Annotated in this window: 14 protein-coding genes, 1 tRNA gene and 1 other RNA gene; 8 read left to right on the top strand and 8 right to left on the bottom strand. The window is 42.9% G+C overall.

Annotated elements, in window-relative coordinates:
* Positions 1-44: 44 nt before the first annotated feature.
* Positions 45-920: an SRPBCC domain-containing protein gene (locus G460_RS23490; protein ID WP_035464383.1), complete on the bottom strand. Its 876-nt coding sequence runs from the start codon at positions 918-920 to the stop codon at positions 45-47.
* A gap of 340 nt (positions 921-1,260) precedes the next feature.
* Here G460_RS23490 and pnuC point away from each other — a divergent pair, with 340 nt between their 5' ends.
* The 3 genes from pnuC to G460_RS0111725 all read left to right on the top strand — a co-directional run bounded on the left by pnuC (position 1,261) and on the right by G460_RS0111725 (position 3,158).
* Complete coding sequence (pnuC, locus tag G460_RS0111735) at positions 1,261-1,887, top strand: nicotinamide riboside transporter PnuC (RefSeq protein WP_026955532.1); 627 nt, start codon at positions 1,261-1,263, stop codon at positions 1,885-1,887.
* On the top strand, positions 1,868-2,947 hold the full coding sequence (locus tag G460_RS0111730) for an acyl-CoA dehydrogenase family protein (RefSeq protein ID WP_026955531.1): 1,080 nt from the start codon (positions 1,868-1,870) through the stop codon (positions 2,945-2,947). The genes pnuC and G460_RS0111730 overlap by 20 nt, the downstream gene beginning before the upstream one ends.
* Before the next feature lie 126 nt (positions 2,948-3,073).
* A tRNA-Ser gene (locus G460_RS0111725) sits at positions 3,074-3,158 on the top strand.
* A 185-nt stretch (positions 3,159-3,343) separates the two neighbouring features.
* On the opposite strand, the gene G460_RS0111720 is transcribed toward G460_RS0111725, so the two are convergent.
* Positions 3,344-4,039, bottom strand: a complete 696-nt coding sequence (locus G460_RS0111720; protein WP_026955530.1) for a LytR/AlgR family response regulator transcription factor — start codon at positions 4,037-4,039, stop codon at positions 3,344-3,346.
* Complete coding sequence (locus tag G460_RS0111715; RefSeq protein ID WP_035464381.1) at positions 4,030-5,145, bottom strand: sensor histidine kinase; 1,116 nt, start codon at positions 5,143-5,145, stop codon at positions 4,030-4,032. Before G460_RS0111715 ends, G460_RS0111720 begins: the two co-directional genes overlap by 10 nt.
* 201 nt (positions 5,146-5,346) lie before the next feature.
* On the opposite strand from G460_RS0111715, the gene G460_RS0111710 reads away from it, so the two are divergent.
* A complete protein-coding gene (locus tag G460_RS0111710) occupies positions 5,347-6,234 on the top strand; it encodes an ABC transporter ATP-binding protein (protein ID WP_026955528.1) in 888 nt (295 codons plus the stop codon).
* Positions 6,231-9,776 carry a M1 family aminopeptidase gene (locus tag G460_RS0111705; protein ID WP_026955527.1) on the top strand — a complete coding sequence of 1,182 codons (3,546 nt, stop codon included), beginning with the start codon at positions 6,231-6,233 and terminating at the stop codon, positions 9,774-9,776. The genes G460_RS0111710 and G460_RS0111705 overlap by 4 nt, the downstream gene beginning before the upstream one ends.
* A 175-nt stretch (positions 9,777-9,951) precedes the next feature.
* On the opposite strand, the gene ssrA is transcribed toward G460_RS0111705, so the two are convergent.
* Positions 9,952-10,353, bottom strand: a transfer-messenger RNA (tmRNA) gene (gene ssrA, locus G460_RS22890).
* A 266-nt stretch (positions 10,354-10,619) separates the two neighbouring features.
* Here ssrA and G460_RS0111700 point away from each other — a divergent pair.
* Both G460_RS0111700 and G460_RS21810 read left to right on the top strand, forming a co-directional pair.
* A complete protein-coding gene (locus G460_RS0111700; RefSeq protein WP_026955526.1) occupies positions 10,620-11,765 on the top strand; it encodes a DNA polymerase III subunit gamma/tau in 1,146 nt (381 codons plus the stop codon).
* 185 nt (positions 11,766-11,950) lie between these two features.
* A complete protein-coding gene (locus G460_RS21810; RefSeq protein WP_211226751.1) occupies positions 11,951-12,340 on the top strand; it encodes a hypothetical protein in 390 nt (129 codons plus the stop codon).
* Here G460_RS21810 and G460_RS0111690 read toward each other — a convergent pair.
* Genes G460_RS0111690 through G460_RS0111675 form a run of 4 tightly spaced genes read right to left on the bottom strand, consistent with a single transcriptional unit; the run spans position 12,337 to position 16,876 of the window.
* Positions 12,337-13,326, bottom strand: coding sequence for a DUF3078 domain-containing protein (locus G460_RS0111690; RefSeq protein WP_026955525.1), 990 nt, complete (start codon positions 13,324-13,326; stop codon positions 12,337-12,339). The two genes, G460_RS21810 and G460_RS0111690, sit on opposite strands and share 4 nt — an antisense overlap.
* A 14-nt stretch (positions 13,327-13,340) precedes the next feature.
* Entirely contained in the window at positions 13,341-14,945 is a 1,605-nt protein-coding gene (locus tag G460_RS0111685; protein WP_026955524.1) for a LysM peptidoglycan-binding domain-containing protein, read from the bottom strand.
* A 58-nt stretch (positions 14,946-15,003) separates the two neighbouring features.
* The gene (locus tag G460_RS0111680) at positions 15,004-15,648 is read right to left on the bottom strand and encodes an O-methyltransferase (RefSeq protein WP_026955523.1); all 645 of its coding nucleotides are present in this window, start codon (positions 15,646-15,648) and stop codon (positions 15,004-15,006) included.
* 1 nt (position 15,649) lies between these two features.
* Positions 15,650-16,876: a M16 family metallopeptidase gene (locus G460_RS0111675; RefSeq protein ID WP_026955522.1), complete on the bottom strand. Its 1,227-nt coding sequence runs from the start codon at positions 16,874-16,876 to the stop codon at positions 15,650-15,652.
* A gap of 146 nt (positions 16,877-17,022) precedes the next feature.
* On the opposite strand from G460_RS0111675, the gene G460_RS0111670 reads away from it, so the two are divergent.
* Complete coding sequence (locus tag G460_RS0111670; protein ID WP_026955521.1) at positions 17,023-18,309, top strand: aminopeptidase P N-terminal domain-containing protein; 1,287 nt, start codon at positions 17,023-17,025, stop codon at positions 18,307-18,309.
* The last annotated feature ends 114 nt before the right edge of the window (positions 18,310-18,423 follow it).

The raw sequence follows: 18,423 nt of genomic DNA, 5'->3' as shown, positions 1-18,423 counted from the left end.
AAAAGGTCTGCAGGGATATAGCTCTATGCAGATCTTTTTGGAATTTAGGATTCGCAGATTGTCTTGAGCTTATGCAAGGCCTTTGGCCAGGTCTTTTCAAAATATTCTTTGTAATCACCTCCAGGACCCATGTCGATTTTCAGTATTGTTTTGTTTGTATGATCGACCAAGGTGTAATTTTCAAAGCTTCCTTTTAGATTGTCTATTTCTTCACCCTCCTCGATTTCTTTGCCATCGTTGACAAGGCCGATGAATTTGAAGGAGCAATGATAATCGGGGACGAGATCGGCAATCGTCCCAATCATCCCCTCGCGTTGTCCCTTTTCATTGGTCACAAGGAAATAGATTCTTTCACCTTTATTCAAAGTTCCTTCGAAGTAAGAGCCTGGCGAAAAAACAGAAGTCCATTCCCGGTAGCTGTCGGGAGAAAACATTTTATCAAAAACGTGGGCAGGGGAGGCCAATATTTCTATTTCCATATGAAAAAATTCAGTCTGAAGAAATTCGACATAATTTTTGAAATTGTCTAAAATAGCTTGCCATCCAGCTTGCTGCATTTCGAGTGAGTTAGTTCCTTCTGCTTCAAATTGTATGGTGACTCTCGATTCATTTTCTATTTCCTCGAAAAAAACACTTGCCTTTCTTCCGTCTCCCATTTCATAGGATAGCAGTTTGTTCACTTGGATTTTTTGATAGATTCCCCAAAAATCAAATCCCATCGATCCGTCTTTTGCTTCCATTCGGCTACTGAATTTGCCTCCTTCTCGAAAGTCCGATTCGGCCTGAGGGCAATGCCAATCTTCAGAAGCTGAGTTCCATTTTGTAATATGATAGGGGTCATTGTACATAGCCCAGACCTGATTGATTGGAGCTTTGATCGTGGCTGTGATGGTGATTTGGGTTTTTGAGTTGGTATCCATGGTTGTGCTGTTTTGTATGAGTTGAATTTACGCTAAAAGAATCTGAAAGCTTGCCAATATTCTGGCTGAGAGTACGTTTAATTGATATCTATTGAGCTTGTTTGATTTTGGGAAGAAAGCCCGGTTTGTTGAACCGGGCTTTCTTTTGCAAAACCTGCATAGAGTTTGGATTCCAATAGTTTTGGTTATTAATTCGTCTTATCAATTAAGGGGTGCCCCAATATATAGGGCTGAGATCATACCCATCGGCAAAATTTTGCCGAGCACCTGATCCGGGTAATGCCGGCGTAGGGAAACGTATCCTATACCTCCTTTTTTGAATAATCTAATCATTATTCAAATGGAAAATTTTATCGATTTGGATCTGCTACTGGAGCAGATTCGCAACACCGGTTGGCTGGAGTGGATTGCCGTATCATTTGGCGTGTCAGAAGTGCTTTTGGCCAAAAAAAACAAGGTTTGGCTTTATCCTACGGGGATCATCAGTATTTGCTGTGGTGCGATAGTCTTGGTTCAGGCCAAGCTTTACGCAGAGACCCTATTAAATGGGTATTATTTGGCCATGAGTATTTATGGATGGATCAAGTGGAAAAGCCGAAATGAATTTGGAGCACCGCAGGTCACCCGGAGCAGTATCAAAGATCAGCAAGTCACGTGGGCTATTGCTCTTGGAGGTTGGGCTGTTTTGTATTTCTTCTTAGTGACGTTTACAGACTCGGATGTTCCTGTCATAGACTCACTGGTTTCATCGACTGCATGGGCAGGTATGTGGCTGCTAGCGGGTAGAAAACTCGAAAACTGGATATGGCTCAATATTTCTAATGCGATTGCAATTCCGCTACTGTTCTACAAGGGGCTGTTTTTATTTGGCCTGCTGACCAGTTTTTTGTTTGTGGTAGCGATACTTGGGTATCTGGACTGGAGAAAAATCCTCAAAAAACAAGATTATGCATTCGAATCTATTTGACGCACAACATGCTGCTAAATCTGAGTCTCAGGGTAGTCTCATAGATGAGTGGATTCAGGAGATTCACAGGGGGAAGTATTTTCAGCTTTTTGTGCCAAAGTCTTTAGGAGGGCTAGGATTAAGTTTGCCAGAAGCATTGCAGGTCGAAAGGGATTTGGCAAGGCTAGACGGCAGCTTGGGATGGACAGTGACTCTTTGCTCCGGCGCCCTATGGTTTGTAGGTTTTTTGGAAGACTCTTTACGACGTGAAGTGTTTCCTGATCCAAAAGTGTGTTTTGCCGGAAGTGGTTTTGTAGGAGGAAAAGCCGATCTCCATCAGGGGAAATATCGGATCAATGGATCATGGACTTATGCATCTGGTGCCTTGCATGCAAGTCATTTCACGGCGAATTGTGAGATTTGGGAGGGAGGTAGGCCTCTGTTGGATGAAGATGGTAAGGCTTTGGTGAAAGCTTTTCTGTTGAAAAGAGAAGAAGTGGAGATTCTGGATGGATGGAACTATATGGGGATGATTGCTACTGGTTCTCATGCTTTTGAAGTGAAAGATTTGACTGTGCCTCAGAATAGATGTTTTCAGATAGACCCTGCTCATACGACCTTGCCAGACATGGTTTTTCAGTATCCTTTTTTGCAATTGGCGGAAGCTACTTTAGCAGCAAATATTTTGGGTATTTCACAGCATTTGAATGAACTTATTGAATCTTCATTTTGGAGGAGAAATGAATACCGGAGTTTTTCAAATGAGCAAATCACTTATGCAGAAGAGAAGTTTCGGAATAGTCAAGCCGTGTTGGAAGAGTTGGAAGTAGGGTTTAACCAAGCTGTGGGTGAATCATGGCGGATGTTGGAGCAAGTAGGTGAAATCAATGTTGAAAGCTTACAAACTGTGAGCAAGTGTAGCAGAGAGCTTGTTCAGGGGTGTAGAGAGTCTGTTTTTGGGGTGTATCCTTTGGCTGGATTGGATGCGGCAAAGATGGAGACTGAGCTAAACCGGGTTTGGAGAGATTTTGCGACGGTAAGTCAGCATGCATTGGTTATTTTTCCATATTTACATCAGTGAGGTGAAAAAAAAATATGCTTCATTTTCAGGGGGTTGAAAATTAACCTTATCAGTATTTTGCAAAAGTTGAGAATACTCCTACTTTTGCAAACCGAAACAGATCAATGTTTCACTTGTATAGATCACAGAGGAGTGGCAGAGTGGTCGAATGCGGCGGTCTTGAAAACCGTTGTACCGCGAGGTACCGGGGGTTCGAATCCCTCCTCCTCTGCATTTTGACAGTCAAATGTTTCGAAAAGCCCCAGATTTTAACAGTCTGGGGCTTTTTCATTTTATGGACTTTTAGTGTGTTTTGTTGTTTGCCTTTGTCTTGTAGATATTCTGAAAATGATAGCGATAGAGGCCTTACCATTTAGAAGTGGCTTGGGTAAAACTAAAAACCTTGATTCGGACGGCTCAATTAAAAAAATCCTGAAGGGAGGCTTTGTAAGTCTGGCCAATCGGAAGTTTTGAGCCAGAAATACTGATTTGGTTTCCTTCGATGAACTCTATTTTGTCACGGTTGATCAGATAGGACTTATGGATTCTGACAAAATTTGGTGAAGGAAGCTTTCCTTCTAAATCTGAAATTTTATCCGGACAAACAAGCATTCCGCCTGAATGAAAAACCTTGGTGTAGTTGCCTAATGCCTCCACATAAAAAATATCTCGCATTTCAAGTTGCACCAGCTTTTTGTCCGATTTGAGGAAAATTCTATCAGGATACTCTAGAGATGTCTGGTTCTGAACTGGTGCCTGAATAGCCCTCAGTTTTTGGATTGCCTTGATGAATCGGTCCAGGCCAAAGGGCTTCAATAAATAATCTGTGATATTCAATTCATAACCTTCCAAAGCAAACTCCTGATGTGCTGAGGTCACAATCACCTTCGGAGGGTCAGAAATAGACTTAAGCAACTCAAATCCAGTCAATTTGGGCATATTGATGTCCAGGAAAATCAAATCGGCTTTCCCTTTTCTAAAAAACTCCATTGCCTCAAATGCATTATAGAAATTCCCGACCTTATTCAAAAAAGGGAAATTCTCACAATATCCCTCTATGATGCGGTGAGCGATAGGTTCATCATCCACTATGACATATTTGATTAAATCCATGCGATTTCTAGTAGTGCCTGGTAAATGCCATTGTTCTTGGTGATTTGCAAAAGATGAGAATTGGGGTAGGCTAGTTCTAATCTTCTTTTTAGGTTTTCTAGTCCTATGCCCGACACTGTGTTTTCAGAGCTTGAGTCGAAGTTGTTTTCTACATGGAAACTCAACTTTTCCTTATCTGAGTGGAGTGCGATCTTGACATAAGCTAGCTCTGTCATCTTTTCTACACCATGTTTAAAGGCGTTTTCCAAAAGTACAATTAATAAAAGTGGTGAAACCATCCGATCCTCATCAATCTGAATTTGCAAATCAATTTTGGGCTGGTGTCGATGCCTTAATTCCTGCAAGGCAAGAAAATTTTCCAGATAAGTCACTTCCTTACTTAGCAAAATTTCCGCAGCTTTTCCCTCATAGATTGAATAGCGCATCATGTCCGAAAGTTTTAAAACCACCTCTGGCGCCAAATCTGATTTTTCTACACAAAGCCCATAAAGATTGTTCAGCGTGTTAAAGAGGAAGTGGGGATTGATTTGATTTTTCAACATGGCAAGTTCTGCCTGATTTTTTTGAGTTTCCAGCTCTTTGATTCTTTTCCATTGCTCAAAAAACCAAAGAAGAATGAAAAAAGGAATGGGTATCAGAAGCATGAATATAGCCAAATCATGATGCTCGCGTAAGTGGCTTTCATTCCATCTCAACAGAGCGAATAGAATCCAAACGATCCCATAAACGGCAAAAATTACCTTTTGATATTTTTTGAAAAAAGCTGGAGAAACAAATCTGCCAATTCCCATCCAAAACAAGATGAGTAAAAATATGGAGACGGGATTGTCGGGAATGGACATCCACTGATCTAGAAGTAATATTAGACAGAAAAAAAGGGTCAAATACAGTACGGTAAGAAGACTTTTTCTCCGAAGCCAAACTTTCTTGCTATAGTAAAACACCAAGCTGCTTAATATCCACCAAGATCCAAGAATCAAGGTGTTTTCGAGATATTCTTCTGGATCAATTCGAATAAAGCCCATTCGATTGAGTAAATAAGTGACCAGTAAAGTCACGGCCAAACCGTAGCCCAAGGCCTTGAAAAATGCTGCTTTTGGAAACATGCTACTAAACTAACCAATGCAAATTTTCCAAAAAATAAAGAGGACAAACGAGTTGATTTTCATGACGAACACTTCTTATTACGGGTTTTTGTGAGAAATCCACTGATAGGCCAGTTCATCCTCGTATTCCCATAGTTGGTCATTTTAATTAGATGGATTCAAGTGAATTCCCAAGCTTTGGTTGATCATCAATTTTGAGCTATGAGCAACTCACTTGAAATTCACAATCTCAGCAAAACCTATTCAAACGGAGTGAAGGCTCTGGACGACATATCCATTCGGATAGAAAATGGGATGTTTGGTTTACTTGGCCCCAATGGGGCTGGGAAGTCTAGTTTGATGAGGACCATTGCGATGCTCCAAACCTCCGATGCTGGAACTATCAATTTCAATGGGGAGCAAGTGCTAAAAACTCCTGAGAAAATCAGGTCTATTTTGGGCTATTTGCCTCAGGATTTTGGAGTCTATCCCGGTATTTCAGCCTGGGATTTATTGCATCATTTGGCAGTTTTGAAAGGAATTACAGATGGCTCTGCCAGGACGAACCAAATCACTCAGCTCCTTCATCAAACCAATCTTTTCCAACATAGAAAAAAAGCAGTTTCATCTTTCTCCGGAGGAATGAAACAGCGGTTTGGAATAGCTCAAGCCCTACTTGGAAATCCGAAATTGATCATCGTGGATGAACCGACCGCTGGTTTGGACCCAGAGGAACGAAACCGCTTTCTCAATCTACTGGCAGAAATAGGGGAGCATGTGATTGTCATTCTTTCTACACACCTAGTGGATGATGTTCAGGAGCTTTGCACCCAGATGGCTGTACTGGGTCAGGGTAAAATTTTGGCAAAAGGAAATCCTCAAGCTTTAACAAAAAGTCTAGAAGGGAAAATTTGGTCCAAGAAGATTGAGAAATCCGAATTGGCAGGCTACCAGACAGAATACAATGTGATCTCTTCCAAATTGATCGCCGGGAAAACCAAAATCCATATTGCAAGCGAAAAGTCACCGGGCTCTGATTTTGAGCCGGTTCGTCCCAGTTTGGAGGATTACTATTTCAGCATTTTACAAACACAAAATTCTCCGAAGTGAAGCAGTTTTTTCAACTTATCCGCTTTGAATTGCTGATCCAACTAAAAACCTGGGCAGCTCCCATTTTTGGTGTCATCTATTTTGGTTTTGCATTCCTGATGGGAGGCCAAGGAGCCGCGTCCTTTGAGACGGTTTATAATTCCGAATACCAATTCTTTTTTAAGTTGGGGCTGTTGAGTCTGGGTGGAGTTTTTTCCATTATGTTTTTTGTGGTCAAAGCCACCCAGAGAGATTCTCAATCCCGCATGGAAGGGTTGATTTTTGTGACTCCGGTCTCAAAAGGATCATTTTTCATGAGCCGTTTGGTCGGTACTTGGATCGTTACTTTGTTGGTATTCCTGCCTTCTATCATTGGTTTTTGCCTGGGCGTGGCATACTCAGATCTAGATCCAAGTAGGATTTTGGATTTTCAATTGGGTGCCGGGCTTTCAGTGGCTTTCAAACTTCTCATTCCTACGCTATCTACCCTCATAGCCTTACTTTTTACGGTTGGATTGTTGACCAAAAATCCTCTCGCAACCTATGCGACTGCGGTAGGGATCTATGCTGCATATTTTATTTGTTCCATCTTTCTTAACTCTCCGCTGTTGGCAAATGCTGCACCGGTAGCGAGTGAAAATCTGGTCTGGGCAGCCTTAGCAGATCCTTTCGGGATATCGGCATTTTTTCATCAAACGAACCTTTGGACTAGCTACGAAAAGAATAATTTGGGAATTCAGTTTTCTGGTTTATTTGCATGGAATAGGGCGCTTTGGCTTACGTTCTCTTTAGGTGTTTTGGCTGTTGGCTACCGGATTTTCTCATTTAGAGAAGCTAAGGAAAGACTAAAAGTGAAGCAGAAAGAGGATGATTCAGCTGACTTTCAAATTATTTCCTTCGAAAAGATTAAACCTCAAACCGGTGATTTTAGAGCTGTTTTTCGTTCTCAGTTGCGACTTTCTGTCCAGTTTATATTGAAAAACTATCTGTTTTGGATGATTCTTGGCGCTTGGATTATCATAGCGGTTACAGAGATTTATTTTAAGCTTTTCTCTGGGGGCTCGTACGAGGAGAGTTTCTACCCAGCCACTCAAATTCTATTGGATAGAGTACAGCAGCCACTGTTTCTCTTTGGAATTATCCTGTTGATCTTTTTCGGTGGTTCACTGACTTGGAGAGAAAAAGACTACGGCATGCAGGAATTGGTGAGTGCGACTCCGGCCCCAAAAGGATTGATATTTCTTTCTCATTTTACGACTCTGGCATTGGTGATCATCACAATGGTTAGCTTGACAGTGCTGGTTTGTTTGGGTTTCCAACTCTTTGATAGTTCTTGGGCTGGAGATAAATGGGCTATACTCTCGCTTTACCTAAGCCCGGGTTGGAGTATGTTTTTTTTCAGCATCATATTTCTGCTGATTCAGCGATATACTCCTCACAAATACATCGGTATGGGCCTGTCTGCGATCTCTTTTGGGATCTTTGCTGGGCCATTGAGTTCTACACTAGGTTTGTCATATCCTTTATTTTTGGTTGGTAGTACTCCTTTTCTCACTTATAGTGAAATGACAGGGTTTGATTATCAATTAAATCCTTTTTTGAACTTGAGCCTCCTTTGGGGGATCCTTGCTATAGCGATCGCATTGTGGCTTTATTTCTTTTGGGATCAATCTTTTTCATTTCGGAATCGTGAATTTCTCAAAAAACCAGTTCCTCGATTAGCACTGTTTTTTACCGTCCTTTTTCTTGGACTTTGGGGAGGATATTTTTTGAAGACCTTACGAGAGGGAAGCTTCATTCCTACAGCTCGAATGCTGAATCAAAAAGCCCGCTATGAGCAAGAATTCCAGAAGTATAAAGGTGCTCCAGTTTTAGCCTATGCGGATCTTAGAATTGACTTGGATCTGCGGCCTTCGGAGCGAAATTTCAAGGCAAAAGTGAGTGGGAAACTGGTCAATCCCTCATCTGAGCCCATTAGAAATATGTTGATTCAGGAAAAGGAAAAGCTGAGAGATTTTAATTTGGAGAAGGTCGAGGACTTTGGCTATATCGAAGAATTGATGCTCTATCAAGTTTCATTTTCAGAGGCTGTTTTGCCTGGTGATAGCTTGGAATTTTCTTTTTCTGTTGAGCCCCAAAGCACATTGCTCCAAAACCACAAGGCTGTTGTTCAAAATGGGTCTTATCTCAATTTGAGAGATTTTGTCCCTTTCTTTGGCTATTCGGAATCCATGGAGATCAAGGATTATGGGGAGCGAAAAAAGAGAGGTTTGCCTCCAAAAGATAAGGATGACAGAGATGATTCGCACAGTGGAGTCACGGAGCAAAATCTTTATAAAGTGGGTTTCGAAGCTATTGTGAAAACAGATAGTGATCAAACTGCGATCACATCCGGCAATCTGATTGAGGAAAGGCTGGAAAGAAATCAGCGTGTATCTCATTTTCAGTCTCCTGAGCCAATTCTTCCGGCTGTTGGATTCTTTTCAGGAGTCTATCAGGTCGATAGCGTCCAGTATGGAGATGTCATGTTGAAAGTCTATAGTGCAATGAAGCATGGCTTTGCAAATGAAAAAACGCTAAAAGTCATGCAAGATGCATTGGAGTATTGCAGTGCTACTTTTGGAAAGTACCCGTTTGATCACATGAACTTAGTAGAGGTTCCTGGTTTTTGGGGCTTTGGAGGCTATGCGCATCCGGGAGTCATTAGCATGACTGAGGATAAGTATTTTTTGGTCAAAGAAGGCACTGACCAATTTGATCTTCAAGCCAAGCGGGCAGTTCATGAAGTGGCCCATCAATGGTTTGGTCATTTGTTGGCTCCGAGAAATGTGCCAGGCGCATCATTATTTGTAGAAGGTTTGGCCAAATACGCAGAGGTCCTGCTGCTCGAAAAAAGTCTGGGAAAAGCAGCGACTTGGTATCTCAGTGATCAAGCCAATAGAACCTATCTTCAAGGTCGTGCTACTGCGATTAAGTCGGAGCAAAGTCTTGCCGAGCAGGAAAATCAGAGCTATTTGGCGTACGGCAAAAGTTTGACTGCTTTTTTGGCCTCGAGAGATTTATTGGGCGAGGAAGTGCTCAACGCTATCATCCGCGAGTTGGTAAGTAATTCATTGGCCAATAAAAGACCAGTGGTAGATTCTCAGCTTTTGCTCGATAAAATGAAGAAAGAAACTAATCTTGAGGGTCAGAAACTACTTGAAGATTGGTTTCAGAAAGTCATGATCTACGATCTTCAGATATTGGATGCCCAAATTGAAGAATCCCAAAATGGCTTATTCCAATTGACTTTGGACTATCATGCATCTAAGATGGAGCAACAGGCCGATGGGACACAGGTGGAAGTACCTTTGGATGAAGAAATTAAATTGGCCGCATTTGCAGTGCATCCAAAAGCTTTAAATAAGGAGGATGATATACTCTTTGCCCAAAAAGTACGGGTAAAGTCGGGGAGGGGACAAGTTCAAATTTCACTGGATCAACTTCCCCAGGTACTTGCTTTGGATCCTTGGGGTACCAGACCTGATCAAAACCGGGATGATAATTTTTATGAGCTGAGGTGAATTCTAAATTAGGAGGGTTGGAGCTATGATCTTGAGTTAATCTATGAAGTTTTTTAGAGGCTGAATATTGACTTAAGCACGTCTATTAAATGTATAGAAGAGAAAAATGCCAGTAATCATCTAGTCAGAGTGATAAAAAGAAAAGCCTTTTATAATCTGTTGATTACAAAAGGCTTTGTGGAGCTGGCGAGATTCGAACTCGCGTCCAGATAAGGAAACACCGTACCGTCTACATGCTTAGTCACCGATTTGGTTTTCGACCAAACTATGCTGGGTGACACACCTGAGCTTGGCTTATCGATTCGTCTTAAGCTTGCTTAATCGCATCACAAGCAGCAGCCCGATCAAGTCGACACCTCAAATCCACCCGGATCAGACAACGGGCGGTGAGATGTGGCCGGGGAATCACGATTTGTGACTCAACCCTTTAAGCGATCTATCCTATAAGGTTAGATTAGGCAGCCATGGCGTAAGAAGTTTCGCCATTTATAGTTCGTATGAATCTTTCAAGGCCGTACATACTCCAGCCTGCATGCAAGCCCGATCTCTACACTTACTGTCAAAACCGGTCAGCCCCATTTGCTTTGGGATGACAAAAGTAATCCAATTTTAGTTCCAAGGAAGAAAATCAGAGAGTTTAAAGTGAAAAGTTTAAAGTTTGAGAAACTCTTACTGTTGTCAGTGGTCTGTGGTCTGTGGTCACGAGTACTGACCACTGATCACTGAGTACTATTATTAAATTCTACCAAAGCATCCACTTCAAGCTCAATTCCTTATGGAAAATCTTTTGAATAGCCCAGTTTTCGGGGTTTCTGTATAGCCAGATTTTTATATCTTGCAGCGATGGAAAACTTCGTTGTTTCGGCAAGAAAATATAGACCAGCTAATTTTAGAAGTGTAGTAGGGCAGCAGCACATTACTACCACACTTCAAAACGCGATCAAAAACAATCACCTTGCCCAGGCTTTCCTTTTTTGTGGTCCGAGAGGTGTAGGTAAGACTACCTGCGCACGTATTTTGGCCAAAACAATCAACTGCGAAAACCGGGGTGATGATCAGGAGGCGTGCGGCATCTGTGAGTCTTGCGTTTCTTTCCAAAACAACTCCTCTTTCAACATCTATGAGCTCGATGCAGCCTCCAACAATTCCGTGGATGATATCCGGAATCTGGTGGATCAAGTGCGTTATGCTCCGCAAAAAGGCCAATATAAAGTCTATATCATAGATGAGGTTCACATGCTTTCCAACCAAGCCTTCAATGCCTTTTTGAAGACTTTGGAAGAGCCACCGAAGTATGCTATTTTTATTCTGGCTACTACGGAAAAGCACAAGATCATCCCGACTATCCTTTCCCGTTGTCAGATTTTTGACTTCAATAGAATTCAGATCAAGCATATCGCTGATCATCTGAAATATATTGCCGATCAGGAAAAAGTGGAATACGAAGATGAAGCCCTTCGCTTGATCGCTACCAAAGCAGATGGAGCCTTGAGAGATGCCCTTTCGATCTTTGACTTGATCGTCACCTATTCAGCTGGACAGAAAGTCACCTATCAGGAGACCATTTCCAATCTGCATATCTTGGATTATGACTACTATTTTAAGGTAGTCGATGCCCTGATCGCCGGAGATATTTCGCAGTCTTTGTTGATTTTTGATGAAATTCTGAAGAAAGGGTTTGATGGGCATAATTTCATTGTCGGTCTGTGCGAGCATTTTAGAGATCTGCTCGTGGTCAAAGACCAAGTGACAATAGATCTGATAGAGGTATCTGAGAATGTCAAAGAACGCTATCTGAAACAAACCCAAGAAATCAGTTCCTCTTTTTTGCTATCCGCTCTCAATCTGGCCAATCAGTGCGATATCCACTACAAGACTAGCAAGAATCAGCGCCTGCATGTAGAGCTCGCTCTGATGAAAATGGCCAAATTGCCTCAGGCTATCAGCCTAGCTGCAGCAGCAGCGGAGGAATCAAAAAAAAAAGCCTAGCTAAGGAAGAAAAATCTCAAGAACAAGAGACTGATACGGCCGTTGCGAGACCTGCTGCCAAGACTTCTCCTGTTCAAAAAACGATTTCTATTCCTACATCTCTCTCTCAAACTAAAAAGCTGGCAAAGGAGCTTTCGCAACAGACCGTTCAGTCGGAATCCAAAGCTAAAGATCCGGTGGAGTTTGTGCCTACTACCGAGTCACTCTTGCCTTTGACGCAGGAACTGCTGGATCGGCATTTGCCTCAAATCCTGGAGCATTTCAAAAATCAAAAGAAGAATCTCGAATCAGTCATTCTCAACCAGTCTATTCAGGTCAAGGAAAAGGAGATAGTCTTGCAGGTCATGGGACATATGCAGGAAGAAATTGCCGAGAAGATGAAGCCGGAGCTGATTGCTATTATTCGTCAGGTCGCTGGAGTGGGACCGTTTAGGGTCACTCTGGAGCTCAAGGAAGAAATCGTGGATCAGAAGACGAAACTCTATACCAATTCAGATAAATTCATCTACCTTCTGGATAAACATCCGGCATTGAAGGAATTTACAAAGAAGTTTGGCTTGGAGACGGACTTCTAAAAGTCCAGACTAACCCCGAAATTGATGAGGTTTTGAAGCTGGATTGCTTGCTTGGAACTGCCGTCATCCTGTTTGATCAAGACATTTTCGTCATAGATCAGTGCGGTTTCGATTCGGGTCGAAATATACTTATTGACCTTCATCTGAATTTTTGAACTGAAATTGACTACCATATTTCCAAAACTTTCATAGTTGGAGAAAAGGTTGAGATCAGCTTTCCAGGTGATATTTTCCATCAGGACAAAATCGGTGATAGAGGTAGCTAATGACATCCCCGCCTCGGCTCGTACATTCTCTCCTGGAGTCACACCAAATGCCCCTGCATTGCTCAGGGAATCATTCATCACGATGGTAAATCGACCGGTGAAGGGTGAAATAATCATAGATAACTTCCCTTTTCTTTCGTAGGTCTTTCGATAGTTCAGACCGGTGGAAGACTGCACATAGCCCGGTGAAAGTAAATCAGAGATTTTGGTCCTCAGCACCTCGCCATCTGACCCAGCACTGTACTTGAACCCTTCCAAAAGCTGAGTCCGGGCATCCAGCTGGGTAGACAGATAGAGCATTTTGGAAAGCTCCCGGCCATAGTTACTGACGAAAGTGAAATTGTCGTTGGTCTTTCTGGTTTGGTATTGTCGGTCACTTTGCCGGCTGAAACCTAAATTGACATTCAGCTGTGTGTCCCAGACTTTATTGTCTTTCTTGTAATTAGCAAAAACTGACACACCTGTATTCAAGGCAAAAGAACTCGAGCCCCCAGCGGCCCAGTTGCTCAGAGTCACTTGCTGAATATTCATGTTATAATTCCCTCCCGTTTTCCAGAAAATCTCCTTTTTAGGCTCTTCGATCAGAACAGAATCACCCAACATCAGCAATGTATCTCCATTGATGAGAACCGTATCAGGGATGAACTGAATATCCTGTGCCCGAAGTCCCTGGAAGAAGCAAAGGAAGAGGAGTCCTGAAAGGAATAGTAATCTGCGCATGAAAAAAGTCTGAATCAGGGCTTGAAGATAGTTAATTTCTGACCGACGCTGATAATATTCTGGCTGCCGATCCGATTCCAGGATTTCAATTGTTCTACCGTGACCCCATATCGTTTGCTGATGGCATAGAGCGTTTCACCGGCAGCTACAGTATGCGTCATGCTGGAAGAACTAGAAGATGCGGCAGGAGTAGAGCTGCTCGTAGGCACTTCAGCTGGTCTGGTTTGATTGACTGTAGGAGAGCTAGAGGAAGAAGAGCTGGTTTGAGTGATTTGCTGATTGGATACAGGCTGCACTCGTACGATTGGGATATCTTCTCCTCTTTTTCTATGATCTTGAAGATTGAGCACCATTCCCACTTTGAGATCTCTGTCCTTTCTGATTCGGTTTTTAGCTTTTAGAGAAGAGAGCTTGATGCCGTATTTTTGGGAAATACTCCAAAGCGTCTCACCAGACTGGACGATGTGGGTTTCCACGTCTGCTTTCGACTTTTTCTTTTCGGTGTAATAGTAGTCTCCGGACTCGATTCGTTCACCAGCATCTAGATCATTGTATTTTCTGAGTCTTTTCTCCTTGATACCGATTTGATCGGCAAATTTCTCTTGCGTAGTCGTTTTAGCAGCTTGTACGCCATCTAGCTCATTGACAGTGATCTGGTCAGGCCTCGTGGCTTGCGTCGTGTTTCCGGCGATTCTAGGAAATGAATTGGCTTGCTTGTAAGCCGGATTATTGGAAATTTTGGCTTGCTGTCGGGGAGAGTTGGTCGGTTGCTCCTGAGCAATCGCTGGCTGAAAATCAGCTTGACCTTCTTGAATATACACAAGTGAATACCCGCTTCCAGAAGGGATTTTGCCATGAGAAACCCACTTGTTCATTTCTTTCAGATGATCCTCACTTACTCCATATTTTTTGGCCAGAGAGGATAAGGTGACAGGACCTGATACTTTGACTTCGACCAAGCGTCGGTTGTTACTGACAAGACTGTAGCTGCTGTTTTCAAAAGCGACTTTGTGTGCTAAGAATTTTTTGAAATACCAATGTGAATTTCTGTCGATGTCGACGACTGTTTTTCCATTGTATTTTGTGCCAAAATAGGCCTTTGCTCCACCTAGTCCCATCTGATATGAGACGAGTGCGCACATCCAGTTGTCAAAGGAATTATTGTGTTTCTTGAGATATAGGGCTGCTCCGCGGGTTGAGTTGACGATGTTTTTACGATCGTCGACCTGATTGTCCACCCGAAGAAAAACCTCTTCCGCTGTTCCTTGTTTGAACTGCCAAAAACCCACCGCATTGGATGTGGAAACAGCATCTGCAATCAATCCACTTTCCTGAATTACCAAATATTGCAGGTCCAGCGGAACTCCGACATTGGTCAGCTCCCGCTCGATGATCGGGCGATAGAGGTTGAACCGGTCTTGTTTGACTTTGAAATAGGAAGGGTTTCGGTACAAAGCGTCTACGTCGAGCTGGATTTCTCGCCTGGCTTGAGGGTTGATTCGCACGATCAGATCTGCAAACTCCAATTCAGCAGGTACTTGAGGGATCTGGGCTACGACTGTAAATTGAGCAAAAGCAAAGAGAAAGAAGGTGAAAAAAAAGACTCGACGAAACTTCATAAGGAATGGTTCAATTGCACAGCACGCATTGAGCAAAAATGATTCCTATTTTAAAAAATTAGAGTTTTCTGACCATCAATATTCCATCCCGGATCGGGAGGAGGCTGTTTTCGACACGAGGATCTTCCTGGATTTTACGGTTGAAGTCCAGCAAAGCGGCCGTGTTTTTATCGAGTTTTTTTCTCCCTTCAGGAAGTACTTTTCCAGACCAAAGTACATTGTCGGCGAGGATAAAACCTCCTTGGGAAAGTTTGTCAATGACCAAATCATAATAGGCTGCATAGTTGGCTTTGTCAGCGTCTATGAAGACTAGATCAAAAGGGCCTTCCAATTCAGGGATGATAGCTAGCGCATTGCCGAGTCGGTAGTCGATCTGAGATCCGTAGCCGCTTTCGTCAAAAAATCCCCTCACCATTTTTTCCAATTCATCATTGATGTCCAGTGTGATGAGCTTTCCATCTGGAGCCAAACCTTTGGCCATACAAAGGCCTGAGTAGCCCGTGTAAGTGCCGATTTCCAAAATTGTTTTGGGTCGGAGCATTTTGACGAATAGTTCCAAAAGCTTGCCCTGCAGATGGCCTGAGAGCATTCTTGGGCGCATCACTTTGAGCTGTGTTTCCCTCACGATTTTCTGCAAAAGTGGGTCTTCTTCACTCGTATGCGCTTCGCAATAGGCCAAAAGTGCCGGATCGATAAATTCCATTTTAATTGGGTAAGTAGGTGAGATGGGTCAGCTGCTCAGGATCCAGGATCATGCCTGCTATTTCGAGGAGCTCTTCTGCAGTCGTATCTCTGATTTGCTCAAATATACGTTCCAGAGGATCTATTTTGCCATGATCTATGAGGCTTTTTCCATAGACGAGCATGAGTGCGGCGTAGTTTTCCTCGGCCATAGCCATCTGCCCAATGGCCTGTTCTTTGGCCATGTGCAGCTGCATCGTTCCCAGTTTTTTGGTTCGGAGCTTTTGCATTTCTCTCAGAACTATTTGAGTGGATTTTTTGAGAGTCTTTTCTTCGGTTCCAAAGTAGATCCCAAAAAAACCCGTATCAGAAAAGGGCTGATAGCTGGACTCAATGGAGTAGACGTAGCCGTATTTTTCTCTTAATGCGAGATTCAGGCGGCTATTCATACTTGGGCCTCCCAGAATATTATTGAGCAGGTAGAGTTTGTAGCGGTTGGGATCATGCTGCGAAAATGCAGGTCTTCCAATTGCACTCAGCGACTGGGAAATGTCTCTTTTGACAGTTTTGGATTGGGGGGTGTAGTCATGAAAACCACTTCTGAGATAGAGCGTTCTCTTCGGTTTGATTTCAGAAAGAGGACCTTCGATCAGTTTCAGAGCTTTGGAAAACGAAATATTTCCGACGATGGAAAACACCACTTGCGAGGTATCCAGTCTACTGGAAATAAAATCAAAGAAATCCTGTTGGGAGAAATTGGCGACGGTTTCTTCATTTCCCAGAATATTCCGTCCCAAAGCATGATTTTCAAAAACCAAAGCATCCAATTCATCCTGAATGGAATCGTCTGGCGAGTCTCGGTACATTGCCATTTCCTCTAAGATCACCTGCCTTTCTTTTTCTATTTCCTTAGTCGGAAAGGTGCTGTTGAAAGTAATGTCAAAAAGCAAATCAGCGGCTTTGGCATAGTGTTCTTTGAGCACTGAGGCATAGAAGCAGATTTTTTCTTTTGTCGTGTAAGCATTGAGCTCTCCACCGAGCGATTCGAGTCGATTGATGATGTGAAAAGTTTTTCGCTTTTGAGTGCCTTTGAAAGCCATGTGCTCCCAGAAATGTGCCAGACCTTCCTGCTCTTTGGTCTCGTCTCTACTGCCGATATTGAGTATAAATCCACAATGGACCAGACGGGTATGGGTGACCTCCTGATGGACGATGCGGATGCCGTTTGCAAGCTCTTTGATTTGATACATGAAAACCTGTTTGAAATGAAGGTAGTAAAAATTCTGCCTTTTAATCTCCGTGGGAATAATGTTATTTTGTCCCGATCAAAATAAATGAAATGGTGGCAGGAATGGTTCCAGTCACTTATTTTCTCACCAAAAGAAAGAGTTGTTTTATGAAATATACACCGCTTCCTTCCTCACTTTATGTGAAAAACAGAGCCAAGCTAGCCGCCAAATTAGCCAAAAACTCAGTGGCAGTTTTTAATTCCAACGACATCATGCCTACCAATGCAGATGGCACGATGAAATTCAGACAAAACAACGATTTACTTTATCTCAGCGGAATAGATCAGGAAGAAAGTATCGTATTGATCGCTCCAGACTGTCCCAATCCTTCGCTGAGAGAGGTGCTTTTTCTTCGGGAGACCAATGAGCATATCGCTGTCTGGGAAGGACATAAGTACACCAAAGAAGAAGCTGAAGCTGCCTCAGGGATTAAAAATATCCAGTGGCTGGACGCATTTGATCAGATATTCAATACAGTGATGGCGCTGTCTGAGCGGATCTACCTGAATACCAATGAGCACCTGCGTGCCGGAGTGGTGGTAGAGACGAGAGATGCCCGATTTATCAAACAATGCAAAGAGCAGTTTCCACTCCATGTCTATGATAGAGCGGCTCCTCTCATGCATGAGCTAAGAGGAGTGAAAGAACAGGAGGAGATCGATCAATTGCAGATTGCCTGTGATATTACAGAAAAAGGGTTTCGTAGAATATTGAACTTCGTCAAGCCTGGTGTCACAGAGTATGAGATTGAAGCCGAATACCTTCATGAGTTTGTGAGAAACCGCAGCAAGGGATTTGCCTATGAGCCGATCATTGCCTCCGGGATTTCTGCCTGTGTTTTGCATTATTTGGAAAATAATAAGGCCTGTAATGCAGGAGAACTTCTTTTGATGGACGTGGGTGCGGAATATGGCAACTACAATGCGGATATGACCCGGACGATTCCAGTCAGCGGAAGATTTACCGATAGACAAAAGTCAGTTTACAATGCGGTGCTTCGGGTGCACAAGCAGGCCAGTAACATGCTGAGACCTGGTGTGACGATTCAGGACTATCATAAGGAAGTCGGCTTGCTCATGCAGTCCGAGTTGATCGGACTGGGACTGATCGATCAGACTGATGTGAAAAATCAAGATCCAAATTGGCCAGCGTATAAGAAATATTTCATGCATGGGACTTCCCATCACCTAGGGCTGGATGTGCATGATGTGGGTACGATGTATGGCCCGATCCAGCCGGGGATGGTATTTACTGTTGAGCCGGGGATTTATATTCCAGAGGAAGGTTTTGGTATCAGGCTGGAAAATGACATTGTCATCCAAGAAGATGGGTTCCTTGATTTGATGAGAAATATACCGATCGAAGCGGATGAAATTGAGGACTTGATGAACTGATTGCAGGGCTTTACGATAGCTTGCCGGTAATTAAGAATTCACATTGTCCACAGGCGACCGACGACGGTCAAAAGTTGGAGCAAATAAAATTCCATCCTTATTTGTTTTGGAATT

This window comes from Algoriphagus vanfongensis DSM 17529 (assembly GCF_000429465.1).
GTDB classification, from domain to species: Bacteria; Bacteroidota; Bacteroidia; order Cytophagales; family Cyclobacteriaceae; genus Algoriphagus; species Algoriphagus vanfongensis.
Note: the sequence above shows the minus strand (reverse complement) of the source record. Positions and strands in the feature narration are given on the sequence as shown.